General features: G+C 40.8%; 1 protein-coding gene. It reads right to left on the reverse strand.

The window, feature by feature from the left end; all coding sequences use genetic code 11:
* Positions 1-39 precede the first annotated feature (39 nt).
* Positions 40-549, reverse strand: a complete 510-nt coding sequence (locus CBX98_RS25290) for a GNAT family N-acetyltransferase (RefSeq protein ID WP_065645009.1) — start codon at positions 547-549, stop codon at positions 40-42.
* Between the last annotated feature and the right edge of the window lie 32 nt (positions 550-581).

The following is a 581-nucleotide window of genomic DNA, read 5'->3' on the forward strand; positions in this document are numbered from 1 at the left end:
AAAAATGCCACGCGTGCCGAATCACACTTAAATTGTTTGTTATAAAGCGGACTCTACGTTAAACGCCTTTTCTAACCACAACGAGCTAATATACTGTCCATGTTTCTTGGCATACTCATTGAAAACACCTACTTCTCTGAAACCAAACCGTTTATGTAATGCCACTGATGCATCGTTTGGTAATGCAACACCCGACAATACACGATGGACGCCATAAGCACGAATGGATGAAAACAACTGAGTATATAGCTTAGAACCTAAACCTTTCCCTTTGGCCTCTTGTGCCAGATAAACGGTCACTTCTACAGTGTCGTCAAAAGCTGAAATAGCTCTGTACTGTTGGGAACATGCAAAACCTAGCAACACGCCGTTTTCTACGGCCACATATAGTTGATGTTTGGTAGTGCTAGAGAACTGAGAGAACCATTCCTGACGATTTTCCAGAGTAAATGGAAATTCCTCAAAGCGTGCATTGGTATGTTCAATATAAAAGTTAAAGATGTCGGTAATGCCAGCAACATCTTCAAATTTACCTGTTCGAATTTCCACGAAATGTCCTTTTTCTTCGAGCTTTATAACGC

Source organism: Vibrio sp. T9, from assembly GCF_003123985.1.
Taxonomy (GTDB): domain Bacteria; phylum Pseudomonadota; class Gammaproteobacteria; order Enterobacterales; family Vibrionaceae; genus Vibrio; species Vibrio diabolicus.